This is a genomic window from Sphingobacteriaceae bacterium (assembly GCA_016715905.1).
Lineage (GTDB): Bacteria > Bacteroidota > Bacteroidia > B-17B0 > Aurantibacillaceae > Aurantibacillus.
Window position 1 is genome coordinate 1 of the sequence record JADJXI010000020.1, and the last position, 25,252, is coordinate 25,252.

The 25,252-nt window shown below is 34.7% G+C and carries 21 protein-coding genes; 7 read left to right on the forward strand and 14 right to left on the reverse strand.

The window, feature by feature from the left end; all coding sequences use genetic code 11:
- Nucleotides 1-1,027: 1,027 nt before the first annotated feature.
- The 6 genes from IPM51_15460 (at nt 1,028) to IPM51_15485 (ending at nt 3,272) form a co-directional block, all read left to right on the forward strand.
- Nucleotides 1,028-1,285: a hypothetical protein gene (locus IPM51_15460; protein MBK9285694.1), complete on the forward strand. Its 258-nt coding sequence runs from the start codon at nt 1,028-1,030 to the stop codon at nt 1,283-1,285.
- 5 nt (nt 1,286-1,290) lie between these two features.
- Nucleotides 1,291-1,731: a hypothetical protein gene (locus IPM51_15465; GenBank protein ID MBK9285695.1), complete on the forward strand. Its 441-nt coding sequence runs from the start codon at nt 1,291-1,293 to the stop codon at nt 1,729-1,731.
- 165 nt (nt 1,732-1,896) lie between these two features.
- Nucleotides 1,897-2,100: a hypothetical protein gene (locus IPM51_15470; GenBank protein ID MBK9285696.1), complete on the forward strand. Its 204-nt coding sequence runs from the start codon at nt 1,897-1,899 to the stop codon at nt 2,098-2,100.
- Nucleotides 2,101-2,494: 394 nt separating this feature from the next.
- Nucleotides 2,495-2,734 carry a hypothetical protein gene (locus tag IPM51_15475; GenBank protein MBK9285697.1) on the forward strand — a complete coding sequence of 80 codons (240 nt, stop codon included), beginning with the start codon at nt 2,495-2,497 and terminating at the stop codon, nt 2,732-2,734.
- 13 nt (nt 2,735-2,747) lie between these two features.
- Nucleotides 2,748-2,939 carry a hypothetical protein gene (locus IPM51_15480; GenBank protein MBK9285698.1) on the forward strand — a complete coding sequence of 64 codons (192 nt, stop codon included), beginning with the start codon at nt 2,748-2,750 and terminating at the stop codon, nt 2,937-2,939.
- 15 nt (nt 2,940-2,954) lie between these two features.
- Nucleotides 2,955-3,272 (forward strand): hypothetical protein, encoded by a 318-nt coding sequence (locus IPM51_15485; GenBank protein MBK9285699.1) that lies wholly within the window; start codon nt 2,955-2,957, stop codon nt 3,270-3,272.
- A gap of 407 nt (nt 3,273-3,679) precedes the next feature.
- Here the strand turns inward: IPM51_15485 and IPM51_15490 are convergent, their stop codons facing one another.
- The 3 genes from IPM51_15490 to IPM51_15500 all read right to left on the reverse strand — a co-directional run bounded on the left by IPM51_15490 (nt 3,680) and on the right by IPM51_15500 (nt 6,168).
- The gene (locus tag IPM51_15490; protein MBK9285700.1) at nt 3,680-3,877 is read right to left on the reverse strand and encodes a hypothetical protein; all 198 of its coding nucleotides are present in this window, start codon (nt 3,875-3,877) and stop codon (nt 3,680-3,682) included.
- 251 nt (nt 3,878-4,128) lie between these two features.
- On the reverse strand, nt 4,129-4,887 hold the full coding sequence (locus IPM51_15495) for a hypothetical protein (GenBank protein ID MBK9285701.1): 759 nt from the start codon (nt 4,885-4,887) through the stop codon (nt 4,129-4,131).
- A 222-nt stretch (nt 4,888-5,109) separates the two neighbouring features.
- Nucleotides 5,110-6,168: a hypothetical protein gene (locus IPM51_15500; protein MBK9285702.1), complete on the reverse strand. Its 1,059-nt coding sequence runs from the start codon at nt 6,166-6,168 to the stop codon at nt 5,110-5,112.
- A 163-nt stretch (nt 6,169-6,331) separates the two neighbouring features.
- Between IPM51_15500 and IPM51_15505 the strand changes: the two genes are divergently transcribed.
- On the forward strand, nt 6,332-7,381 hold the full coding sequence (locus IPM51_15505) for an anthranilate synthase component I family protein (GenBank protein MBK9285703.1): 1,050 nt from the start codon (nt 6,332-6,334) through the stop codon (nt 7,379-7,381).
- A gap of 17 nt (nt 7,382-7,398) precedes the next feature.
- Here the strand turns inward: IPM51_15505 and IPM51_15510 are convergent, their stop codons facing one another.
- From IPM51_15510 to IPM51_15560, 11 genes are all read right to left on the reverse strand, one after another.
- Entirely contained in the window at nt 7,399-8,913 is a 1,515-nt protein-coding gene (locus tag IPM51_15510; protein ID MBK9285704.1) for a tetratricopeptide repeat protein, read from the reverse strand.
- A 91-nt stretch (nt 8,914-9,004) separates the two neighbouring features.
- Complete coding sequence (locus IPM51_15515) at nt 9,005-10,828, reverse strand: tetratricopeptide repeat protein (GenBank protein MBK9285705.1); 1,824 nt, start codon at nt 10,826-10,828, stop codon at nt 9,005-9,007.
- Between the two features lie 90 nt (nt 10,829-10,918).
- Nucleotides 10,919-11,326, reverse strand: a complete 408-nt coding sequence (locus tag IPM51_15520; protein ID MBK9285706.1) for an ATP-binding protein — start codon at nt 11,324-11,326, stop codon at nt 10,919-10,921.
- The gene (locus IPM51_15525; protein ID MBK9285707.1) at nt 11,307-14,774 is read right to left on the reverse strand and encodes a DUF4175 domain-containing protein; all 3,468 of its coding nucleotides are present in this window, start codon (nt 14,772-14,774) and stop codon (nt 11,307-11,309) included. Before IPM51_15525 ends, IPM51_15520 begins: the two co-directional genes overlap by 20 nt.
- A gap of 180 nt (nt 14,775-14,954) precedes the next feature.
- Nucleotides 14,955-15,704, reverse strand: coding sequence for a hypothetical protein (locus IPM51_15530; protein ID MBK9285708.1), 750 nt, complete (start codon nt 15,702-15,704; stop codon nt 14,955-14,957).
- Nucleotides 15,705-15,790: 86 nt separating this feature from the next.
- Nucleotides 15,791-17,317, reverse strand: a complete 1,527-nt coding sequence (locus tag IPM51_15535; GenBank protein ID MBK9285709.1) for a GH3 auxin-responsive promoter family protein — start codon at nt 17,315-17,317, stop codon at nt 15,791-15,793.
- A gap of 2 nt (nt 17,318-17,319) precedes the next feature.
- Nucleotides 17,320-18,924 (reverse strand): DNA polymerase/3'-5' exonuclease PolX, encoded by a 1,605-nt coding sequence (locus IPM51_15540; protein ID MBK9285710.1) that lies wholly within the window; start codon nt 18,922-18,924, stop codon nt 17,320-17,322.
- Complete coding sequence (locus tag IPM51_15545; protein ID MBK9285711.1) at nt 18,911-19,582, reverse strand: 2-C-methyl-D-erythritol 4-phosphate cytidylyltransferase; 672 nt, start codon at nt 19,580-19,582, stop codon at nt 18,911-18,913. Before IPM51_15545 ends, IPM51_15540 begins: the two co-directional genes overlap by 14 nt.
- 40 nt (nt 19,583-19,622) lie before the next feature.
- The gene (locus IPM51_15550) at nt 19,623-21,383 is read right to left on the reverse strand and encodes an ABC transporter substrate-binding protein (GenBank protein ID MBK9285712.1); all 1,761 of its coding nucleotides are present in this window, start codon (nt 21,381-21,383) and stop codon (nt 19,623-19,625) included.
- A gap of 106 nt (nt 21,384-21,489) precedes the next feature.
- On the reverse strand, nt 21,490-22,251 hold the full coding sequence (xth, locus tag IPM51_15555; protein MBK9285713.1) for an exodeoxyribonuclease III: 762 nt from the start codon (nt 22,249-22,251) through the stop codon (nt 21,490-21,492).
- Nucleotides 22,252-22,351: 100 nt separating this feature from the next.
- A complete protein-coding gene (locus IPM51_15560; GenBank protein MBK9285714.1) occupies nt 22,352-25,135 on the reverse strand; it encodes a sodium-translocating pyrophosphatase in 2,784 nt (927 codons plus the stop codon).
- Nucleotides 25,136-25,252: the final 117 nt, after the last annotated feature.

Consider the following 25,252-nt stretch of genomic DNA (forward strand, 5'->3'; position numbering starts at 1 on the left):
AGTACTTCCGGTTCAAAAGAGGAGAACTTAAACCTTGGCAAAGGCTGATTTATAATAAGTATAAAGTAGATGAAATTTACGATGCGCTTATCCGTAAGCCTTTGGATATATTATCGAAGTGTTTCATAAATTTTGATTTAGCCATGATTGATGGAATTGTGAATGGCGTAGGGGCAGCTGGTAAGAGGACTTGGATCCGGCATACGATTACTACAACAAGGTAACATTGGTTTTTATGTTGTAGGCATGGTGCTTAGTGTTGTTTGTATAATATTATTAACCTTTTTTAATTTAATTTCTGAATAGATTATGCTTACACTTACATTAATAGGATTTCCCACTACTGGCAGCTTTGTTGGTATTCTTTTTAAGGAAATTCAGCCAGAAATGCAGCGCTTGGTTTTCTATAATAAATTTCTATTATCCATTGCTGCATATTTTTGTCATAAAGGTGATCCGGATTGCCCGTGCTTTCTGCTAATTATGCCTAGGTAGCTTCATTGGGCATTCACTTCTCCGTTAGGATAGATAATTTGAGCTTGCTGATGGTTTTGTTAACTGCTTTTTAGTTCCACTAATCGTTCTTTCTTCATTTAGAAACAGATATTCAAATCAATCTTCATTTTACGGATTGAATTTTTAATTAACCTGTAAATAGCATTGGTTGGCGGTTTTGTTGCAAATGATGGTTTTCTATTTTATGTATTCTGGGAACTTGCATTAATTCCAATTTATTTTATTTGTTTATTATGGGAGGAGAGAATCGAGGTGCTGTCACCTTAAAATTTTTGTGTATACATTATTGGGTTCCTTGTTCATGCTAATCGGATTACAATCACACCGGAGCTGATGGATCAAAATCGTGGGCAATTCAGGAATTGTATGAAGCCGGAAAATCACTGGGGGATAAACAACAAGGTATTGTATTCTGGTTAATATTTATTGCATTTGCTATTAAAATGCCAATTTTCCCTTTTCATACCGGCAAGCTCCAATACCTATGTGAACGCACCTACACAAGAGTCCCATGTTGTCCGGTATTATGTTAAAAGATGGGAACTTTTGGAGCCATCAAATGGTTATTGCCAATTGTACCAATGGGGTTAGAACAGTGGGGGCGGATTCAGCCATGTTGCTTTCAAGTTGGTGGTGTGGTGTATGCTTGTGTATTGCCATTGTGCAAAAGGACTTCAAACGTTTAATTGCTTATTCTTCTATTGCTCACGTGGGATTAATTTCCGCCGAATATTATCACTTAACCAACAAGGCTTACAAGGCGCGGTAATTCAAATGTTAGCACACGGCGTAAATGGTTGGCTTGTTTTTAATAGCGGATATATTATTGCGACATACCGGTCCCGCGAAATTGATAAATTAGGAGGTATTCGTAGTATGAATGGAAACTTCTCAGTGCTATTTTTAATTGTTTTATTGGGTGCTGTAGCTTTACCGTTAACGAATGGATTTGTTGGTGAATTTTTATTAATAAATGGCGTGTATCAGTTTAGTGCCACAATGGCCGCGTTTGCAGGATTGAGTGTAATATTAGGCGCAGTTTATATGCTCAGAAGTTATCAGGGCATTATGCTGGGAGAAAAGAAAGATTCACATATTGCATTCGGATCTCTAGCATCCACTGATAAAATTGTATTAAGTATAATTTGTATTGTGATTATTGTTTTTGGAGTTTATCCTAAACCTTTAAACGATTTTGGCCGAAGAAGGAATTAAAATGATTATGTTATCATTAAAATAAATTTGAAATTAAAAAGTGAGATTATAATATTATGAAATGAAGCATAAAATTTAACATTATACGCACCGATAATGAATAAATTTTATGCGGCATTCCATGTAACCTTTAAAAACTTATAAAATAAATACACATGAAAAGGAATGTTAATCATAAGCGGACTAGGGATTGTTGCCATGCTGGCAGAAATATTCCGCTTTAAAAACTTTATTACCACTTGTGTTATTGGGTATTGTAGCGCATATGCATTCAATTTTATGGAATGGAATCAGCCTTGCAGTATTTCTTATTTTGATAACATGATAGGTTTGATAAAATTGCACTGGCTTTTTCCGGAATTATTTTAGCAACAGCATTTTTATGGTTTATTCTGGCCAATGATTATTTCTCCAACGAAAATACAATTGTTGATCACGTGGCACTTGTTTTGTTTGCCTTAACGGGAGCGTTGATGTTGACGTCGTTTAAAAACATGACTACTTTATTTTTAGGAATAGAAATCATGAGTATTCCTATGTACGTTTTAGCATCCAGCGCAAAAAAATAGTTTATATAGCAATGAAGCCGGATTTAAATATTTAATCATGGGTTCTTTCGCCAGTGGATTTTATTGTTTGGTATAGCTTTAATTTATGGCGCTACCGGCACTTTTGACATGAGCGCCATTCAGCAGTATATTGCTAATCATTCAGGTGATATGCCCATGTTTTTTATGTAGGTGTGATGTTAATGTTGGTGGCCATGTGTTTTAAAGTTTCTGCCGCTCCATTTCATTTCTGGGCCCCGGATGTTTATCAAGGTTCTCCAACGTTAATAACCGCGTTGATGAGTACTGTAGTAAAAACCGCAGCCTTTGCCGCATTTCTTCGTTTGTTTATGATAGGATTTGCGGGAGTAAGTCCTATATGGACCGGAACACTTGCTTCTGTTGTGGCTTTATCTTTAATTATCGCCAATTTTAGCGCAGCCATGCAAAAATAACGTAAAGCGTATGTTGGCTTACTCAAGTATTAGTCATGCTGCATTTATGTTGATGGTTATTTTAGCCAATGTAAAAGCAATTTATCGATTGATGCTATTTTATATTACTCATTTGCTTATTCAATTGGATCCATTGCGGCTTTCGGTATTTTGTATAACGTTACGCGCAACGGCAATGAAGATATCTCTGCATTTAACGGTTTAGCAAAAGAAATCGGCATTGGCACTTTGTATGAGTGTGGCCATGCTTTCGTTGGCAGGTATACCAATCACTTCCGGTTTCTTTGCAAGTACTTTTGTATTTTCAGCCATGATTGGAACAGGATATAAGTGGTTATTGATTTTAGCGGTTTTAACTTCCGCAGTTGGCGCTTATTATTATTTAAAAGTAATTATTGCCATGTATTTTAAAAATCAGGAAACGGAAGAGTCCATTGAAATTAAACCTTCTAACTCCTTTGTGATTGTGATAGCCTCTATCGTTATTATTGCAATTGGGGTTGTTCCCGGATTAATTGCCGATATGTTTAAGTTTTAAACTCAAGAAAACGAAAGTTTTTGATTGGAAGAATTTTTTAGAACGCCTGTGCACTACCCACTAATCTTACTCGCAGTAAAGTGGGGGTAAAATACTAATTTTCAAATCTTCTAGTTTATTGAACCATATTTTCACTTCGAGTAGTCCCCCATTTAGCGGGACGTATCGAGAAGTGATTCTTCGAAGCAGTTCTCGATACACTTCATTTCATTTCGCTACTCGAACTGACAATAAATTGTTTTGCTATTAATCATAGCAATATTTTAATTCAGAATACTTTACTTTTGTATTATGATTCAATTTCAAAAAAGAAGAAGCTTGAATATTAATTTTTAATAAAACTGTTTTCAGTAGACTTGCCGAATTCATCTACCACCCGAACAATATATCTTCCATTAGGAAATTGTTCAAGTTAATTTTAAAGCTGCACCGGGAATAGAATTCTCTTCTAATTTATTGAATACACGTTTTCCGTTTTGATCAAATACTTGTATAAACAATTGATTACTAGAAAAAGATTTTGGCACAAATAATTCTAAATTGTGTTGCGCGGGGTTAGGTTGTACTTTTAATTTAGTGCTTAATCCTTTCACAATGTTTACCATTTTAGTTTGCGTGAATTTAGCATCTGAGTGCCCAATGTCATATAATTTTAATTTATAGTAAACTTGTCCGTAATCTCCCGGATTTAAATCCAGGGCGAATATTTTTTAATGTATTTGAATTACCTGCCGCTTTTATTTTCAATAGATGTAAAATTAAAGCCATCAACACTTCTTTCAATTTAAAATAATCGCTGTTTATTTCGGAACTCGTGGCCCAATTCAATTCCACATTTGTCCCGTTATAGTGCGCATTAAATTCCAAAAAGTTCTATGGGTAAAATAAAACAGTTTACAGTTATGGGTGTTGTGTTAGCCGCGCAATCAGAACCTTTAACCATGTCTACGCCTAAATTATATGTTCCGGGACTATTGTAAACGATAGTGTATGATGCTCCTCCGGCGCAAAACGTTGCAGATCCTGCACCTCCGTATGTAGAACCGTTTGCAGAACCGGATAATGCACCTCCGCCTGTAACAACACCACCTGGAAAAGTCCATTGATAATTTTCTGGCCCACCACCGTAATTATTTCCAACATCCGAGCAAGCAGTAACGGTTACCGGACAAGGAGAACCACTCGGAGGATTCATTTGAACGTTAATAGCGGGTAAGGGGAGTGTGGCAGATTGTGTAGTTATAGCAACGACGTTTGTTGCAGTGTTTCCACATTGATCTGTAATTGTACAAGTGTAATTAGTTGTTGTGTTTGGAGGCGGGCATACATTTATAGAATTACCAGCGATTGCGCCCGGATTCCATACATATGAGTAAGCTGGTACACCATAATTTCCAGTTGCAGATAATACTGTGCAAAAACCTGAGCAAAATGTTGTTCCGGAAGACGAATTTGGAACAGGTGGTTGTTCTACGGTTAATCCTTGCACGGTAACTATCCAAGAATTATTTAATGTATAATATCTTGTAGTTCCGCAGACTCCATCATTTTGAGCACAATTAATATTTTTACCTGGAATGGAACGACAGTTGGGTTGCAGGAAGGAAGATAACATGTTGCCAAGTTAGGAACCGACAAATTAGTTGTGTTACAAGTTCCGGATGCAATTGTGTTGCAACTCCACCAGCTATTGGTGTTTGTGGGGTTTTCTCCACATGGACCAACCATTCTAAAGCCCGCACTTTGCATTGGATTTCTAATGTGGCAATATATACCATTGACCACAATACATTAGTAATTTGCCCACCTCCCGGAAAGGTTACATTTAAAGTCCCTCCTAAACACCATGTGGATGAATTCCCGCAAAACCATTCCCTGGATTATAGTTTTTAAATCCGATATTTCCGGCGGACCAAGTATTTGTTCCGGATATCAATGGATCAACGGTTACCGGATATGAAGTGTTAATGTCCATAAGCCAACTCGCCTTAACCATCACTTGCAAAAAATAAGTGTTGCCCGAATATTTTATTCTATAAGCAGTTAAATGGGATGAGGCTTTTTGTTCATTACTGTCATATACTAAGGGGTTCCCAATTCTACCAACTTCAAGACCGTTAGACATATTTATAATAATTAATTCTCCATTCCAATAACCTTCAGGGGTATAAACACCCCCCTCTAAAGTATCTTTAAATATCTTATATCCTATAGGTAATGTAATTTCATCTTCAAAGGCAAGCCAACCTAAAGAATTCGGCAAATTTGGCGAAGCGTTTAAAATGTAATTTGTTTTTACACTTCCTCTGTCAAACAATATAGTTCTATCTATTCCCTGCCAAATACCGGTAGTTTTTGCCCCGTCTTCACCAATAGTAGTTGAGGCTAAGTTTCCATTACCAAAAATAATATTTTCACTATTATTAATTACATGATAAACTTTATTGTTTTTGTTAAATATCAATTCAAATTGACTTAATAGAATTGAAGTATTACCATTTATGGAATTATAAGATGTGGGCATTTGCTGATTAGGAGCATAATATTTATTGGCTGTGAACGGATGAGGTTTTAGTCGAGCATCAATAGAAATTAATTGATTATTAGTATTCTTGAAATGAAGTGGAGCAAAACCTTTTTGAACAAAAAAGTTGGAGCCATTGCTTCCGTTTTTAATAAAATATCGGCTACTGTCCGTTCGGCGATCAATTAATTCAATACAATCACTGCATTGGGTGTTATAGGGATTAATGCCATATTCAGGATGTGATTTAAATGCTTCTTGAGTTTTCAGGTCTAATTCACTGCTTATGATAGGAGACGGACTGGGGCTAAAAGAAGTGTAGTTCGCAATTTTAGGTTGCATGCCAATTTCGCTAACACTCGTTTGTGCCAAAATGGTATTAATACACAAACAGTATAAAAGGATAAAAAATATTTTAATCTTAATAAAATTCATGTGATTTGGACTATTAAAGTTACAAAATTCGCGTGAATAAGTTGATAATTTTAGTTAGAATTGTAGGCAGATTAGCATCTAAAAAATCTAAAAATACGAAGTGAATTTTTTAATTAATCAAAATAAGCAAGAAGGAGGAAAGTTTATTAAAATGGAATTAAGCTCTTCTGTTAAACAATTTTCATTGGGTGAACTCTCTTATTGTCTGATTAAATATCAGCATCCCCTTAGGGAAACTACAATTCCCCAGTTTTTTAAGATAAATAATTCAACAGTTTACCATCCAAAAGTCCAACATAAAGGTGAGCTAAAAATAAAATTAAAACCTATTATTTCTAAAGAGGAATATCTTACAAATGTTAAAAAATTAATGCTTGAAATTGCTTTAGGGAATATTTATGAATTAAATTATTGCTTGGAATTTTATGCCGAAGGGGTGGAAATTGACCCGGAATCTGTATTTCTAAAACTCTGCGAAATTAGCAAGGCTCCTTATGTTTCCTTAGTAAAAATAGAAGACGAATTTATTATTTGCGCTAGTCCGGAATTGTTTTTAAAAAAAGAAGGACTCCAACTTTTTACAAAACCCATAAAGGGAACCATACGAAGGGGGAGAACGCCGGAAGAAGACGAACAATTAAAAAAAGAATTATTTGAGAACAAAAAAGAAAGGACCGAGAATGTAATGGCCGTGGATGTGGCCCGGAATGATTTATCGGTAATTGCAAAACGGGGAAGTGTAAACGTAAATAAATTATATAATATAGAAAGTTTTGAAACCGTGCATCAAATGGTAAGCACGGTGCAGTGTACCTTAAAAGAAAATGCTGATTTTGATACCATTATCAAGGCCACATTTCCGATGGCCAGTATGACAGGAGCTCCTAAAATAAGCGCTATGAATTTTATTGAACACTATGAAAAATTTGCAAGAAGGTATTATTCCGGGGCAATGGGTTTGATAGAAGAAAATGGGGATTTTGAATTGTGTGTAATTATCCGAAGTATTTTTTATAATCAAAAAACAAATCGTTTGTCTATTGCGGTAGGCAGTGCCATAACGTACCTGAGCGACCCGGAGCAAGAATATAAAGAATGTTTATTAAAAGCAGAGGCTTTATTAAAAGCTTTGAATGCGGAGATAAATTAATCTTTAATAAGCCATCACTATTTATTTATCATCTTAGTCAAATTTTTATTAATGTAATGATTGGTTGGTAGAAATGAATTTTGAATTCGTTTGGCGTATTGAATGCTTTGTATTATTTCCAATTGTTTTTCTTCTATTTTATTTTTCTGAATTTGAGTCTCCTTTTCTTTTAATTCGATTATGCGTTTTTGTTTTTTAATTACGTTAAAGCGATTAACCATAAATAAGGCAAATACACCAATAAGGCCAATACCCCCGAACAAAGCATACTTTTGTGTTTTTTCATTTTCTAATTTTGCTTCAGCAACCTTTTTTTCTTCTACAATGATTAAACTATCAGCAGCTGCTTTTTTTTGGAATTCGTATTTTACCTGGGCTTTAAAGTTTGATTTTCTGAAATCTAAATTTTGAATACTATCTCTTGTATAAACATAAATTTCATGAAATTTTAGGGCCTGAGCTGTTTTTCCCAATTCTTTATAGGAACGATACAAATTGAAAGAAATACTTTTAATGTATTTAAAAAAACCACTATTCTTGCATATCTCATAAGCTAGTTCTCCATTTTCTGTCGATTTATGATAACTTTTTGTACAGAAATAGTAATAACAAATATTGTTCATGGCTACAATTATTCCGTTTTTATCATCCAACTCTTTACTAATATGTAGTGATTCTTTAAAACAAGCCAAAGCTTTTTCTCTTTTTTCGGGTAGTGTAAATAGCACCGTATCAATTATGTCTTTTTCTCCCGAATCCAAATATATCATGCCTATATTATTGAGGGTATAACTCATTTGTCTTTTATCCCCTAACTTTTTACGAATACTTAAACTACGATTATGGCACTCCAATGCTTTCTTGTTTTCTTTTCTGTCGGCATAAATTACGCCAATATTGTTTAAAGAGGTTGCTGGATAAGCCAAATCACCAATTTCTTCTTGAATTTTTAAACTACGCAAATAATATTCTAATGCTTTATCTTTATCCCCTTGATCACTGTAAAGTACACCTATGTTAATCAGAGATATGGCAATATTTTTCTTAAGCCCTAATTCTTCTCTAATTTTTAAAGCACTTAAATAATATTCTAAGGCTTTGGATATATTTCCTTGTTCTTCAAATATCGCCCCCATGTTGTTATAAGAATTGGATATTCCATCCTTATTATTTATTTGAATACGTAATAGCAAACTTTGATTGTATGACTCAAGCGCTTCATTTAATTGGCCGTTGAGACCGTGTAAATAACCTTCATTTCCAAGCGCATCGGCTAGGCATTTAGTGTAAAAGTTAAAATTTTTAGTATTTAATTCTTTTAATTTTTTTAGTGCAAAGGATTTTGCTTGTTTGTTATATGCAGGCCATTCCTCATCATTAGCCAATTCAGCCAAAGAACCTAAGGCTTCCATTTTGATTGAATCGTTAGTCGTTGTTTTCAATATATTTTTAAGTGAATCAATTTCCTGGCCGTAAGAAATTAAAAAAGGAGCCATTAGAAATAATGGAAAAATATATCTTTTAAAAAACATATTGCAATTTAAGAATGAAGTTTTGACAAAACAAATGATAGTGGGAAATACAGAAAAATGCGGCGGGGTAAAAAGATAATTAAGTTTTACTTTAATTCTTTATCGCATCACCCCTTAAATCTCTATATCTCTTACGAGATTCAACTACATAAATACTGCCGGGGTATTTGGTGAGCACATCCTGATAAGCCAGTTTGGCTTTTTCTTGATCGAGCAAATTTCTTTCATACAATTCGGCCAATTTAAATTGAGCGTCATCCCCATACAGTTCATTCGGAAAGTATTCTAAAATATTTTTATACATGCTTTCCGCCTCCGTGTATTTACCTATTGATTTAAAGATCTGCGCTTTTTTAAAATAAATATCATCACCTAAAGTGTGCGTGCTAAATGTTTTATTAATGCTATCTAATGCTAACAAGGCGGCATCAAAATTATGTTGCAGTACCATTAATTCGGATAAAGCAAAAATCTGTAAAGGCACAGCATTGGTATCTACACCAATGGCATCGGTAATAATTAAACTTAAATCCAAGGCATCATTGGCAATTAATTTGCTGGTTGCTCCTTTTAAGATATCGGCTTGTTTTTTAGCCCATTCAAAATCTCCGGCATAAAAACTCAACTTCGCATTTCTGAATTTACACTCTTGCCCAATGGCCTCGTATTTAAAATCTTTTTCAACTTGAGAATACAATAACGAAGCATCCCAAATTTGCCCAATGATTACATAAATATCGGCTTGTAACATTTTATATTCTGCTTTAGCCACTGCTTCCAATCCGGGTTGTGTAATTAAGGTCTCCAAAATTTCAATGGCTTGGTCGGCTTTATTTAAATAATAGGCTTGCAGGTTGGCGAGTGTTTTTACAATAAAGGCATTGAGGTGCGTTTTCTCATAAATTTCCTGCGCTTTAATGAGCTTATTTTCTAAGGCCAATAAATCTTCTTTTTTAGGTTGGGCAATAGCGGTGAGGGCCTTGTATTCCACATGTAAAATATCAACGCGAGCTCCGTCATAAAATAAATTATTGGGACCTTTTTGAATGATGTATTCATAACAACGATAGGCTGCATCCCAGGCTTCATTGGCCGTGCAAATTCGAGCTAAATCGTAAATGCGACTTCCTTCTTCATTTTGTTTTTTATCTAATGCTTTTAGTTGTACAAATGCGCCGTCAAAATCTTTCTGTTGTTTTAAAATAAACACCAAGAGTTCAGCTAAAATTAGTTTATCCGGATTTTTTTGTAATCGTTTTTGAAGTTCTTGCTTTAGTATTGGGTTTTTCATTCCACCTTCATCATCATCATAACCTAAGGAGTTTTGTAAATGAGTTTGCACCATCAATATTTCAGTTTCTCTGAATTCAAGCGCATCCAGATATTGATTAATCATACTCACTAAATCTCCTTTTTGTTTATACACTTCCGCTTTTTCATAGAAGTAAGGATAATCTTTGGTTTTTACCTTATCATATACATTCAATGAATAATCATATAAACCATCTTCGGCAAATGCATTGGCTAACATTTGCGCGTATTGTTGAATGGATGGAACTTCTTTGATTGCTTTCTCGTAAGCTTCTTTTTCTTTTTTGGGATTTTCTTCGGCTTTATAAATGCGGGCAAGGTAAACGTATAAATACACGTTGTATGGATTGGCTTTCAGAAATTTTTTGGTGATTTTTTCGGCTTTAGAAAAATCTTTTAATGCAAACAAACTCTGATAATAATAAGGAAAAATACCGTGCTGATTTTTTTCGAATAAGTCTTCAAAGTAAATGTTGGCCTTTTCATATTCCCGCTGTTCGTAATACTGCATGGCTAAAGCATATTCATTACCTGAACGGGTTTGCGCAAGGCTAATCTGAAAAGAGAAACAAAAAAGTAAAAAGTATAGCGCGGTTCTTTTCATATTAGTACATTAAAGATACTTGTAATTTGAATAGATGCCTATAATTTTAAGGAATTTTGTGTTGGCCGAAAAAGAATAAAGTGAGGAAGTTTAATTCTGAAAATGCAGGTAAACTTCGTTGCCGTTGTTTTGAAATTCAATTTTATCGGCCAGATTTTTCATTAAAAAAACGCCTCTGCCATTTATTTTTTCGAGGTTAGCCGGATCGGTAGGGTCGGGGAGGTTGGTGTAATCAAAACCCGGACCTTCATCTTTTATTTTAAAGGTAAGTTGCTTATCGTTGCTTTCGAAACCAATATGTACTTGTTTTTGCGGATCATTTTTATTGCCATGAAACATGGCGTTGTTTACCGCTTCGGTTACCGCAATTAAAATATTACCGTAACTATCTTCATTTACTTTATAAACCTGGCAAACATCATCAATTAAGCGTTCTACCAGTCGCAGATTTTCAGGACTAGAACTTATTTTTATATTTTCACCTTTGGCCGGCACCATTTACGTTATTGAAATAATTATTTACTTTTTCCTTATAATAAGGGGTTAAACCCGGAGGTACGGTATTCAGCAACTCCAGTTCTTTTTCTTTCAATCTTTTATACTCTAAAAACTGCGCAGGGTTGCTTAAATTTTCATTTTTTGCCTCATTACTTTTGCGTTGTTCATCCTGTTCCCTTTCCCGCTCAGCTTTCTCACTTTCAAGCAGTTTGGTTAAAATTTGTTGTTGGCGCTTCATGGTTTCATTGCTAATCTGGCGATTTACAATGTCTTTTTCGGTTTGTTCCATCATTTCCATCATTTCTCCTCCCGGATTTCCCCCCTTATCTTTTAATTTACTCATCATTTCTGCAATTTGTCGGCGTATGGCTTCTTGTTGCGCGGCCATTTTAGCCAACTGTTCGCTGCTTCCGGGTATCATACTGGGTTGTCCGTTTTTTCCAAGCCCACCTTCTCCGGGTTTAGGTCCTTTTTTATCCCCCGGTTTATCCCCCGGCTTTTTACCGTTTTCAAGGGCTTTTTTAAGTTGTTCTAATTGCTGATTTAATTGTTCTTGTAATTGACGCATGTTAGGCATGCCGGGTTTATCGGAAGGTTTTTTACCCGACCCGCTACCCGGCTTTTTGCATTTACCTTTGCCGGGCATACCCTGCATTTTTTGTTGTTGTTTCATTTGCTCTTTCATTTGTTCGAGCGATTCGTTTAAAAGAAGTGCGAGATTATTAACGGAAGTCATGGTTGATTGCATCCGTATGGTAGCTTCACTGGTATTTCTTTCCGCTAATGATTTTACGGTTTTATCCATGTTTAAGTTAATGGCATTAATTTCGCGGTTTACAATGGCACTAATTTGCGGGGCTCTTTTACTTAAGGCCAATAAACTATCTTCAATTATTTTACTGTCGTCTTTCAGTTTGTTTTGTACTTGTGGAATTTTAACGTACAATGGATTATCAATTCGGGTTTTAGGTAATTCTTTTACTAATTCTTCTTGAGCATAAGACAGGTTTAATAAGTTTTCAAGAATTTGACGCAGGGCTTCAGCGTTTTCTTCCTGTTGCTGACTCTCTTCTTCTTCCATGGATTTTTCCATGTCTTCCTTCATCTCATTCATTTTTTCGCCTGCCTCCTTTTGCGACTTCGATGCATTTTCTTTTTTATTTTTCTTCAATGATTCCGAACTCTTTTCTAAGTCTTTACTGATTTCTTCTTTTTTAGTATCATTTTTGGGAAGCGACATGGGTTCCTCCAATTCACTGTTTTTCTTCTCTATATCTTTTAATTCTTCTTTTAATTTATCAAATTCTTTATTTATGGCATCTTGTTTCTTTTCTAACTCTTTTGACTTTTCTTCGTTTTTGTTTTCTTTTTTATCCTGAGCGGCTTGTTCAGTTTCTTTAGCTAGTTCATTTTCTTTGTTTTTTAACTCGTCGAGTTTATCAATAGCATTTTGCATTTTTTGTTGCACTTCCAATTGTTTAAAGGCTTCCAAATTTCTGTCGAGTTCTTTTTCAATATCTTCATTGGTTAATTTGAGTTCATCCAATTTTTGTTGAATTTCATTTCTATCCATTTTTTCCATCAACTTATTTAACTCATCAAAAAGTTTTTTCATTTCCGGAGTCATTACATTTTCAAACAATTGCTCTAGCTGTTTCTGTTTCTCTAAAATATTTTCATCGGTTTGTGAAAACTGATTTTGTTGCTGATTGTTTAATTGGTTTTGTTGTTTTACTTCATCCACTTTATTTCTTAACTCGTTTTGTTTTTTAATAAGTTCCTCAATTTTCTTTTTCTCCTCATAGCCCAATTGTTTTTTCTCATTCATTTTTTTGGCCATTTCATTTACATCTTTTTGTAATTGCTTGGCTTTTTTAATGCTTTCTTCTAAATCTTCTTTTATTGCGTTATTATTTTTAGAGGTAGCTTCGTTTATTTCATCTTTGGTTGGGGCTTTAAAAACCATTAACTGTGTTTTGGCGGATTTAGCACCGTTTACTCCATCATTGTCGTACACCTCAAAATAATATTCTATTTTGTCGCCGGGGCCCAATTCAAAACGATTAGCATCTAAAAAGTAATAGTAGGGTTGCGTAATTTGTTTACTGTCGATATTAATAGGATTTGATCCGGAAAGTTCTGAGGTTTTACCACTGGAATCGGTGCTGTATTTTTTATAATGAAAATTCAAGCGAGTAAATCCATAATCATCTTTTACCTGACCGCTGAAATAAACATTACCGGTTTCCAACGAATCTTTTTTCTCACTTACTTCAATAATGGGATATTGATCGGGCATTACACGAATGCTGTAGTTTACCGAATCTATAAAACTTTTTACTTTTTGATTTACGGCTTTTATGCTATACGAACTGCTTTCCATAAATCGTTTACCGTAAGTAAACAAATCCATAGAACTGTGCGTGGTGCTGTATACGCTATCGGCAATACGTAAATACAAATCATCGGTGTTTTTGGTGTTGAAAGTCCATACTACTTTTGTGCCTTGTGGAATTTGTAAATCACCGCTATTTGTTAAGCGCTCGTTATTTTTTTGCAAGTAAGCCGGATAAATAAGCTGGAGATTAAATTGTAATAAGGTAGGTTTTGGTAAAACTTTGAGTTCATATTCTTTAGAATCGAAGCCGGCGGCATTTAAATGAAAAGGCGTGTTATCCTGAGGATTTTTAAAAGTAAAATAAAAATTGCTTTTACTTTCTTTCTCCAATTTATATTCAATTCCTTTGATATTGATATATAATTCGGCCGGTAACTGATTTCCTTTTACTTCTACATTAAGGGTGAAATCTTTAGTTTGAAGCGCTTCCAGTTTATCATTTAAAAGATTTATTTCAAAAGGCATTTCTTTTTCGTAATAAGTGGAATAATTAACCAAACGAGCTGTGCTTTTGGCGATCACTTGTGGCCATAAAATAAAAAGTGCAGAGGAGAATAATAAAAGCGGAATTATATATTTTAAATATTTTTTATTTTCGGATAAATCTATAGCTGTAGAAAAAGGAACGGGCTCTAGTTCTTTAATTTTTTGATTGATTCCGGCGAGTAGCAAATCGTCAGATCCGTTTAAAAGCTGATTATTTTGAAGTTGCAATACATTAAGCAATTTATCCTGAACGCTGTTAAAGTGTGAACCAATAATGTCGGCCGCCTGATCATACGAAATAATATTGCCTATTTTATTCAGTTTTAATAAAGGAATGGTAATGTATTTGATAAGCACCAATACTACAGCGCTGAGGAAACCAAAAAATAAAATAGCGCGGGTAACCGAATTAAATTCACCAAAATATTCTAACAATACAACGGTTAAAAAAGCCGAAAGTAATATCCCACCGGAATAAATGAGGCCTTTTAATAATTGATTTTTGTAATACTTGCGTACAAACTCGTCCAGTTTTTCAATTAAAATATTTTGTTGTTGCTGCATTTAATATTTAGATGCTTTAAAGCTTAATTTTCCACACATTTCATGTATTAAATACCAGGATGGCTTAGTTCAAATATAACAAAAAGGAAGGTTTTTTCTTGTATGAATAATTGTTAAAGAGGGTGAAATTTGAATAATAAATGAGATGACGCTGGGTCCAGTATTTGTCACATAAGGGCCTTATAGATTTACTACGGCGATGGAGTCGGAATAGGATAAGTATAATAAACGCTTACCTATTTCTACACTTTTGCAACCGGATCCATTAAGGATAGGTTTACAGCCCTCCTCAAACAACTTATGGTTGTAACTACAAATAGATGAATCTTTCTGATAATAAATTAAATCGTCGTTTACCCTAAACTTTTGTATATTTTTTAATGCAATTAATTTACTATAGGCGCCAAAAATATCAAATACGTAAATTCCGGTTTGTGGACAGTTTAAATACAAATAATTATTGTATTCGAGCATAAAATTCGGGTTCAATTCGCTTTGCAAAATTTGTTTTAAATTACCGGTTGAGGCTGTTTTTTTAGAGTTTTCATTAAACCGGGTTAATTCATTGTTTTGTTTATCGTATATCCAAAAACTATTATTGGCACTGGCACAAACCAACTCGGTTTGTTCATGTCCCAATGCTTCTAAAGAAATATTATCGCTATTGGAAGTTAATTGATTATCTAAAAAAACGATTTGTTGAAAATCACGGTAGTATAATAGAATTTTTAATGGATTAACGGCATCTACACTGGTAATGCTTCCTAATTTTAGGTTACTGTATCGATTAAAAAATTTTCCGTTTGCTAAATACTTTAAGAGTTCATCATCGTTCACCGCATAGATGTTTCCTAAATTATCGGTAGTAAAATAATTGTGTTTTGTTTTAATGGTGAATACAGGTCCAACATCGGGCGGAACGAAATTCACGAATAGAAAAGAGATACAGACAAACGCGAATCGTAAAAAGGAATTTGATATTTTTTTGTCAGAATTCAATTATAAACTAAAGTTAATTAAAAAACCGGTTGAATTTCGTTTAAAAAAGACAAAATATCATCGGCAATTTTTCTGTCGTTACATAAACGAGGTACTTTATTTTGTCCGCCCAATTTATTTTTAGATTTAAGCCAATTATAGAACGAATTGGGCAGTACTTTTATTACTTGAGGAACTTTTAAAACAAAATCATTATATCTTTTTGATTCATAATCGCTGTTTTGACTTTTTAAGCTTTCATCGAGCAGGGCCACAAAATATTCAAAATTATCAGGTTCTTTTTCAAATTCAATAATCCATTGATGGGCTCCCGATGAGGTATCCATAAACAAGGGCGCAACTGTATAATCATTGACCAGGGCATGCGTTTTTTCACAAGCCCATGCAATTGCAGAATCCGTATTGTGAATCATTAATTCTTCTCCGAATGCATTTAAATATTGTTTTGTTCTACCACTAATTTTGAATCGATAGGGGTTAGTACTTGTAAATTGTACAACGTCGCCCAAATCATATCTCCATAAACCGGCATTGGATGTAATAATCATGGCATAATCGATGCCAATTTGTACATCTTCCAATGGTATACATCGATTATATTCATTATTTTTCAAATATTTTAATTCTAAAAACTCATAATAAATACCATAGTCGAGCATTAAAAGCATTTCATCGCTTTTCAATTGATCTTGAATGCCAAAAAAACCTTCAGAGGCGTTATAGAGTTGTAAATAATTTACTTTAGGACTAAATATTTCGGAGAATTTTTCCTGATAAGGGGTGAAACTAACGCCGCCATGAAAATACACTTCTAAATTAGGCCAAACATTTTTAAAATGATCCGATCCTTTTAATTCAAGAATTCTATTCAGCAAAACCAACATCCAACTGGGTACACCGGCTATGCTGGTTACGTTTTCATCCATCATACTAAGGGCAATCTTTTCGAGTTTAGCTTCCCATTCATCCATCAACGCAATATTCACATCAGGAGCTCTGAAATAATCGGCCCACATGGGAAGATTTTGAATGATGATGGCACTTACATCGCCATGAAAAGAATTATGATTTCCAAATTGATCGGTTTTTAAACTTCCGCCTAAAGCCAGATTTTTTCCGGTGAATAATTTGGTTTCGGGATTATTGTAACAATGTAAAGTAACCATGTCTCTTCCGGCATTGTAATGACAACCGTTTAAACTTTCTTCAGAAACAGGAATGAATTTACTTTGATCCGTTGTGCCGCTACTTTTCGCAAACCATTTAATATCACTGTGCCACAAAATATTTTGTTCCCCTTTGCGGGTTCTTTCTATAAAGGGTTTTAAACTTTCGTAATTAACAACGGGCACTTTGTTTTTAAATTCATCATAACTGGAAATGTGGGCAAATGAATATTTTTTTCCGTATTCGGTTTTTGAAGCATCTTTTAATAAACTGCTTAACCATTCGCTTTGTACATCAATTGGATATTTAATGAATAATTCAATTTGATGCATTCTTTTTTTCATCAACCAGCTGGCTATGGAGTTTAAAATCGCCAATTTTATTTTTTAAATGCGTTAATTAATTCGGTATAGGAAAGTGCATTTAAACACATTTCTTTGGTAAGCATGCCTTTACGTGCGGAACAAACCCCGTAATACATATCATGAAAACCTTCTTTATGATGTGCATCGGGATTAATGGAAATTAGTACATTTTTTTCGATACAATACTGTATCCATCTCCAGTCAATATCTAATCGATAAGGATGTGCGTTTAATTCAATATGCACTTTATTAGCGGCACAAGCGTCTATTACTTTTTTATGATGGATGGGATAACCAGACCTGGCTAACAGCAATCGTCCGGTGGGATGACCCAGAATACTGGTATAGGGATTTTCAATGGCTTTAATTAATCGGGTGGTTGCATGTTCTTCCGTCATTTTAAAATTAGAATGAATGGAAGCCACAATAAAATCAAATGTTTTTAATATTTCTTCAGGATAATCCAAGGAGCCATCCGATAAAATATCACTTTCAATACCTTTTAAAATTTTAAAGGAAGTTTCTTTAGCATTTAATTTATCTATTTCTTTTTGTTGTAGTATTACTTGTTCAATACTTAATCCCTGTGCGTACACTGCGGTTTTAGAATGATCGCAAATGCCAAAGTACTCAAACCCCAATTGTTTACAGTACATGGCCATTTCTTCGAGGGAATGAACACCATCGCTGTAAAGGGAATGATTATGAAGAATGCCTTTTAAATCGGTATACGTTATTAATTCAGGAATATTATTTTGAGCGGCCAACTCAACTTCGTTTAACCCTTCTCTTAATTCGGGTTCAATATATTGCAGATGAAGTGCGCTGTAAATTTCTTCTTCATCTGAAAAAATATTTTCTTCTAAATTATGAAAGCCACATTTATTTAAATGATCGGTTGTTGCTGTTAATTCAAAAAGTTTGAGATGAAATTCTTCCGGCTCACAATAAATAAATTCAACAGCAATTGGAATTCGTTTTTCTAATTCGGCGGTATCGCAATTCTTCTTTCCGTCAATTAAAATTTGAATACTATCTATGATTTCACATTTTCTTCGAATTTGCCCGACAGGCATTACACTTAATTCAGATTGCTGGTTGCTAATAAAATCCACCAATGAATTTACAGCGTTAATTACGGTAGCGTAATGATGTTTGTTAGCATTCGAAATTTTAAATTCTATATTATTTTTAACTGCTTCTTGCGTTTTCTCACCGAATCCTTTTAGAGTAGTTAAGCGGTTTTCGTTACAGGCATACAACAACTCTCCAACACTTTCTATTTGCAATTCTTTCCATAGTTGAGCAACTTTTTTTGGTCCCAGACCCTTAACGCCCAACATTTCAATTACTCCGGTTGGGGTTTTATTAAGTAATTCCTTTAGTTCTTCGGTAATATTATTTTGAATTAATTCATGAATTTTAGAAGCGATTCCTTTTCCAATACCTTCTATACCTTCAATATCTTTTTGTGTTTTCCCTTCAAAATTATACCGGAGTTTTGATAAACGATAAGAGGCGTTTGAGTATGCGCGTACTTTAAAAGAATTTTCGCCGTGTAATTCTAATAATTTGCCACTTAATTCCAGGGCCTCGCATATTTCATCATTGCTCAACATTTAAATAAGCTTGTGCAATAATTAAATCGTTAGGATGTGTTATTTTAATATTTTCGGAATTACCTTCAACTAAATAAATACTTTCGCCGGCGGTCTCATAAACACTGGCATCATCGGTAAAATTTTCATTATAATTAACTTCATACGCTTTTTGAATTTTAGAAATATCAAAACATTGTGGAGTTTGAATGATGGAATACTGATTACGAGGAACGGCTTTATTTTTATTGTTTTCAATAACTCGAAGCGATTCTCCAACGGGAATAGAAGGAACTGCATTTAATTTTTTTGAGGCCATATCAAAACAACGGTGAATGGTTGAAACACTTACAAAAGGTCTGGCTGCATCATGAATTCCAACTATACCTGATTTATCTTTTAATAGGCGAAGGGCTTTTTTAACGGAATGAAATCGAGTTTCTCCGCCTTCACAAATTTCAATGTTCTCTAATTTATGTTTCGTTAATAATTGTTGCATCCATTCTAAGTATTCTTTATGTACAGCAATGATTATGGGAATTTGTTTTTGATACAATCTAAACTTTTCAATACTATATAGAATAATTTCTTTGCCGTTAAGTTGAATAAATTGTTTAGGAATAGTATTATTCATTCTATTCCCGGTTCCGCCTGCTACTATGATGAGGTAATTATTCAAAACAAAAAAGGCTAACGAATTGTTAGCCTCTAATTTAAGATTATTTTGTCGGCATTTTATCCGGTGGAATTAAATAGGTAGTTGTCATATCCATGTAATTCATTACGTTTTCCGGTAAGTTCCGTACGTTTTTTTGTTCCAATCTGAAATTCTCATCATAAAAAATAGGAATAAAAGGAGCATCGGCTAACATTATGTTTTCCGCTTCGGAAAACAGTTTCATACGTTTAGCCTGATCGGGTTCAAAACGTGCCATTTCAAAAATCGAATCGAATTTCGGATTAATGTATCTAAAAGTATTGATATATGATTTTTCGCTCAAGCTTTTAGGAACGTGTTTACCATAAAATAAAGTTAAGAAAGTTTCCGGACCAGGATAATCAGCTACCCAAGCAAATCGGAAGAAATCACCTTTTCCGGTTTGAATGTTCTCTATATGTTCAGCAAAAGGGATTGTGTTGATGTTAATGGTAACACCTAAATTTTCTTTCAGCATTTTTTGAACTACTTCAGCAATTAAAATGTTTCGGTCACCGCCACCGCTGTTGATTTGTAAAGTTAATTCAGGAAAACCTTTACCGCCTGGATATCCGGCTTGCTTCATCAATTCTTTGGCTTTGTCTACATCATACTTATATCCGTTTATTGATTTGTAATCATAACCGGCATTCTCAAATATTTCAGCGTAAGGAACAATTCCGTATTCTGCCGCATTTCCTTCCCCTTGAATTGTAAAATCAGCAATTTTTTGTCTGTCAATTGCAGCATTAAAAGCTAAACGAACTTCTTTTTTAGCAAATACCGGATTAGCTTGCACATTAAATCCATAATAGAAAGTGTTTAACGCCGGTGACGATAGAATTTCAAATTCACTTTCTCTGGTTTTTGCATGTTCCAAATCTCCCATAAACTCATGGAACATTTCAACCGGAATACGATAAACCATATCTAAATTTCCTCTTTTAAATTCAAGAATTTCGGATTTTTTATCACGTATAAAAGACCATTTAATTCCGTCTAAATAAGGAAGTCTGTTTCCGTCCGCATCAACACCCCAGTAGTCTGCATTCTTTTTCATGATAACCACTTCACCTTCTTTAATAGTTTCTACAAAGAAAGGTCCGGTACCTACGCATTTTGCACGCATATCTTTACCGTATTTCATCACAGCTTCTTTTGGATAAACATAACATCCGGGCATAGCTAGAATACTTAAGAAACTAACATCGGGATAAAGTAAATTAATTTTTAATGTAGAATCATTAATTACAGTAATACCACTAACTCCCGGATTTTTTCCGGTTTTAGAACCTTCAAAACTCTCATTGGCTCCAACTACTCTGTCTTTTAAAGTTACGTCAAACTGATTATTGAAAGGATCAATAGAGCATAATTTTTCCATGCAATACTTTACATCTTCTGCTTTTACCATTCGGCCTTTATTTCCTGCAAAACACGGGTCGTCATGAAATTTTACGTTAGAGCGTAAATGAAAAACATATTCTTTTTTATCTTCACTAATATCCCATGAGTGTGCAATGCCGGGTAAAATGGTCATGTCTACCTGATTGTACTTAACTAATCCTTCGTACACTTGAGAAGCAATATGATAGCTATTCACTTCATTGATTGAAATTGGCATCAAACTTTTGAAAGCTTCAACTTCGTTTGTGCGGAGAATTCCGCCCATATAAACTCCTCCTTTTGCTTCTGTGTTTGTACCTTGCTTTTTATCCGGGCCATCGCCACAGGATGCAAACAAAAACAGTGAAAAGGCAGAAATAATTAATAATTTATTCATAACGCTAATCAATATCGTAGATTTCGAACAACAAATATATGTTTTACATTGGAGTAGCCTAATTTTTTTATTAGAAAATTTCTGCTATTATAGGAGGGCTGATTTTTTAGCTAATTTCCAATACCACCGGGCAATGATCACTGTGCATGGCCTGATTTAAGATACTTGCGCTTTTTAAGCGATTTTCCATTGGTTTAGAAACAAGGTTATAATCTATTCTCCACCCCAAATTTTTGGCCCTTGAATTGGCCCTATAACTCCACCAGCTATATTGATGAGGAGCTGGATTAAAGTGGCGAAAACTATCGATAAAGCCACTTTGAATAAATCCTTCCATCCATTCCCGCTCTTCTGGTAAAAATCCGCTGGTTTTTGCATTAGATTGCGGATTGTGAATATCAATAGGCTTATGACAAATGTTAAAATCACCACTTAGGATTAAATTGGGCCTTGTTTTTTTTAATTCATTTATATATAGTTGAAAATCAGTCAACCAGCCCATTTTAAAAGATTGCCGTTCGTCTCCGCTACTACCGCTTGGGTGATAAACACTCATAACCGAAAAGTCATTATAATCCGCAATTAAAATCCTTCCTTCATCATCATATGATTTAATTCCGCATCCGTAAATTACTTTTTTAGGCGCTGTTTTTGAAAAAATGGCAACACCACTGTATCCTTTTTTCTGAGCCGGAAACCAATAATGATTATAGCCCATTTCTTCGAATTCAAAAACGCCAACTTGTTCCGGATTGGCTTTTATTTCCTGAACACAAACCACGTCCGGATTTTCTTCTTTCATCCAATCCAGAAATCCCTTGCTCATTGCTGCTCTTATGCCATTTACATTATAACTTATTATTTTCATATAAAAAAGAGACGTCTTATCTTCAAACAAATATAAATTCTCGAAACAAAAAAAGCGGACAACCGCCCGCTTTTTAATGATTAGTTAGTAACAACTATTTTTATTTTATTTCATTTAATGCTTCCAGTGTAACCTCAACTTTAATTTCATCGGAAGAACCACCACCTTCAATTCCAAAGTCATTTCGGTTTATAGTTGTTTCTCCTTCAAGACCAATGATATTCATTTTTTTGCCATCCCAATCTTGCTCTGTAGATCCTTTGTAATTGAATTTTAAATCCACTTCTTTGCTAATCCCCTTTAGTGTTAATTTTCCTTTAGCAACATACATGTAAGGAGAAAATGCGTCTTCGTTTTTTTCGATCACTGAAGCTTCATAATTAGCTTTTTGGAATTTAGGCACATTAAAAAACTTTTCTTTTTCTTTTAAATGATCATCTCTCATTTCATTTTGCGTATTTATACTCTTCATATCCAATTGTACAAAAATTTTAACGCCCGGTGTATTTTCAAAATTCACATAACCACTATCAATATTAATACTTCCCTTTACATCAGATATTAAATGTTTAACCGCGAAACTTAATGAACTGTGAGAACCATCAACGTTATAGGCACCTTTTATTTCATCTATACTTTTTCTTCCTGCATTCAAAATACTATCACATTGTTCTTTGCTATTGCAGGTATATTCTTTACCATTTATGTTGCACTTAAGTACTTCTTCAGAAACTGTTTTTTCGCAGCAGGCTTCACTATTTTCGCCATTAACAGCTATATACGGTGCAATCACTAATGAAACAATAGACATTAATTTAATTAAAATATTCATTGAAGGTCCTGAAGTATCCTTGAATGGGTCACCAACGGTATCACCAGTTACGGATGCTTTATGTGGTTCCGATTTTTTGTAGAACATTTCACCATTAATTAGCACACCCTTTTCAAATGATTTTTTAGCATTGTCCCAGGCTCCACCAGCATTTGATTGAAAAATTCCCATTAAAACACCTGAAACTGTTACCCCTGCCAATAAACCCCCTAATACTTCCGGTCCCCATATAAATCCTATTATTACCGGTGTGATTAATGCAATGGCACCGGGTAACATCATTTCACGGATTGAAGCTTTTGTTGAAATGGCAACGCATTTTTCGTATTCCGGTTTTGCTTTGTATTCCATGATGCCCGGAATTTCTTTGAATTGTCTTCTTACTTCCTGTACCATGTCCATAGCAGCTCGGCCAACCGCCTGAATACATAACGCAGAAAAAATAAATGGAATCATTCCGCCAACAAATAATCCGGCTAAAACATTGGCTTTATAAATATCAATTTGTTCGATACCCGCTATTCCCACAAACGCAGCAAATAAGGCTAACGAAGTTAAAGCAGCAGAGGCAATGGCAAAACCTTTTCCGGTTGCAGCTGTGGTGTTACCCACTGCATCTAAATTATCCGTACGTTCGCGAACTTCGGGAGGTAACTGACTCATTTCGGCAATTCCGCCGGCGTTATCTGCAATAGGCCCAAATGCGTCAATGGCCAATTGCATGGCTGTAGTAGCCATCATACCAGCTGCTGCAATAGCAACCCCGTATAATCCGGCAAAATAATATGAGCCCATGATACCACCTGCCAAAGTTAGAATTGGAATTACGGTAGATTTCATACCTACGGATAAACCACCAATAATATTAGTGGCATGTCCGGTAGACGATTGCTGTATAATAGACAATACGGGTTTTTTGCCCATGGCCGTATAATATTCGGTAATAATGCTCATAATGGCACCAACCACGGTTCCTACCAAAATCGCCATAAAAACACCGGTTTTTGTAAAAGACACGCCTCGTAAATCAATTTCACCATCAGGCAACATCCAATTCACAATAAAATAAGAAGCAGCAACAGTTAAAATCATAGAAGCCCAATTGCCCATATTTAATGCATTCTGAACATTTGATTTTTCATCTTTAATTGTTACAAACCAAGTTCCAACAATTGAAAATACAATCCCTAAACCGCAAATCACCATAGGTAATAGTATTGGTGACATACCGCCAAATGAATCGGTTACTTTTATTTCTTGACCAAGCACCATAGTTGCTAAAATAGTGGCTACATATGATCCGAAAAGATCTGCTCCCATCCCGGCAACATCACCAACATTATCACCAACATTATCGGCAATGGTTGCCGGGTTACGCACATCATCCTCAGGTATACCCGCTTCAACTTTTCCTACTAAGTCAGCGCCAACATCAGCCGCTTTTGTATAAATTCCTCCACCAACGCGTGCAAACAAGGCAATTGACTCGGCTCCTAAAGAAAAACCGGTTAAAACTTCAATGGCAGTTTTCATTTGATCTGAATCAACCTCAACCACATTGAACATTTTTAAGAACACTACAAATAATCCGCCTAATCCTAAAACAGCCAAACCGGCAACTCCTAGGCCCATTACGGCTCCGCCTGTAAACGAAACTTTTAGGGCTTGTTTTAAACTGGTACGAGCTGCTTGTGTGGTACGAACATTTGCTTTAGTTGCCACTTTCATTCCGATATATCCTGCTGTTGCAGAAAACACGGCACCAATAATAAAAGATATTGAAATTATCCAACTGGAGTGAATTTGTTGACCGTTTACTTCATGAATTGTACCGGAGTATGCTAATAAAGCTGCTGCAAAAATTACAAAAACGCTTAAAATTTTCCATTCTGCTTTCAAAAAGGCCATAGCTCCGTCGGCAATGTAACCGGCGAGTTCCTGCATATTCTTATCTCCCGCATCTTGTTTATTAACCCAAGCAGATTTAACCGCCATTACAATTAAACCAAGAATTCCTAAACACGGAATTAAATAAATCAAATTCTCACTCATAAACTATTTTTATTAGGGGTGCAAAAATAGGAAAATTGTGTGAATTTTAAAATTCTGTATGTAATTGATATATAATATCATGCATAATATACCCGATTCCGCTAATAATGATACATT